General features: G+C 47.1%; 1 protein-coding gene. It reads right to left on the bottom strand.

Annotated features, from left to right (window positions below):
- Nucleotides 1–62: 62 nt before the first annotated feature.
- A complete protein-coding gene (locus FB379_RS18305; RefSeq protein ID WP_063388773.1) occupies nt 63–1,244 on the bottom strand; it encodes an IS701 family transposase in 1,182 nt (393 codons plus the stop codon).
- Nucleotides 1,245–1,364 lie beyond the last annotated feature (120 nt).

Raw genomic sequence — 1,364 nt, 5'->3', positions numbered from 1 at the left:
CTGTAGTTGAGCAATTTTCATTACAATAATTACCATGTAAAAAGAGACAAACGGAGTACCCCTTATGCCACATGAAGCTGTTTTTTAACGACATCAATGGGAATATCTTGTTTCGCTGCATCGTAAATAAACTCCACGAGGCTATGTCCTTTCTTCTTTCGAAGGAAGTCAAGCCCGGTAGAGAAATCGCTGTTGGATTCGACCATACTGTACACATAAGCGAGTTGCACCAAGATCCAATACCGTTTCACCGCCCGACGTTGACGAACGCGGTACCCATCGAGCTTCAGCTGGTCTTTCGCTTGTCGAAAAAAGCATTCGATCGACCAACGCTGGGCATAGTAGCGCAAGATCTCTTCATCGCTTAGCTCCCGGTCGGTGCTCAAGACGCAGTGAAGATGTTCAGGTGTCATCGGCTGATCGGCTTTCCAAGCCAACAACACAACGGCATCATCGAGACCTTTCAGCGCTCCCTCGTAGCGATACACGCGATAACGCTCTTCTCCCACCGTGACGAGATGGGTGTCGTTCGGTTCGATATAGCGGGCAAACTGTTTGGCTTGGATGGCGATGCCTTTTGGATAAAGAACCCGATTCGTCTTGAGCATCGCAATGACGTGGAATCCTTTTTTCAGGCAGGCTTCCACGAGTGTTTTCGATGGGTACCAAGAATCCATCAGCACATAAACAGAACCGTGCACATCCAAAGAAGAAAGCATCTCGATGGCCCATTGACCCTTGCTTTTCCCATCCGCCTTGTCGTAGAGGCGAAACGCAAAGGGAAAGGCTTGCGTCATCGTATGAACCATGAGCCAGACGAGAGAGTGTCCCCAAATCGACTTTTTGTCCGCGTGAGAATAATGCCAATTACACCCTTCAATAGCGTGTTTCGCCTGTGACGAAGGCTTCGTTTTTCGGCAGATCGTATCATCGATCGAAACAAAAATGGGGTGATTCTTTCGCTTGGCCGTTCGTTCCACATGACGAAGCATCCACTGCTGGAGTTTGCGAAGCAAGATTTCTTCATCCCAAGGGCTTTTCGTGAAAAAATGGCTCAGTGTCGTTCGATGGTTGGGATGAAAGCTCTCATGATGCAGATCGGTCAAGGTTCCCACAAATCCTTTCGTTGTCAGCGCATCGATAATATGAACGAGATGCTTCATGACCGGCTTAGAGAAATAAAGGGCCAGCCCCAACATTGCGAAAAACTTGTCGATTCCTTGGTGATGTGGTAGTCTATTCATGAGACATGAACCTCCTTGAGAATGGTTTGGTGACACATCTATTCTAATCAAGGAATCGGGTTCATGTCTCCTTTTTTGTTCGGATGTAAATTTATGTTAGTGAATTTGCTCATCTACAGT

Origin of the sequence: Aeribacillus composti, from assembly GCF_007827555.1 — a bacterium.
Lineage (GTDB): Bacteria > Bacillota > Bacilli > Bacillales > Aeribacillaceae > Aeribacillus > Aeribacillus composti.
This window is presented reverse-complemented; position numbering and strand designations above follow the sequence as displayed.

What these genes read in the sequence shown, in the direction of transcription:
- FB379_RS18305 (WP_063388773.1), bottom strand. Translation starts at nt 1,244, where the DNA reads ATGAATAGACTACCACATCACCAAGGAATCGACAAGTTTTTCGCAATG.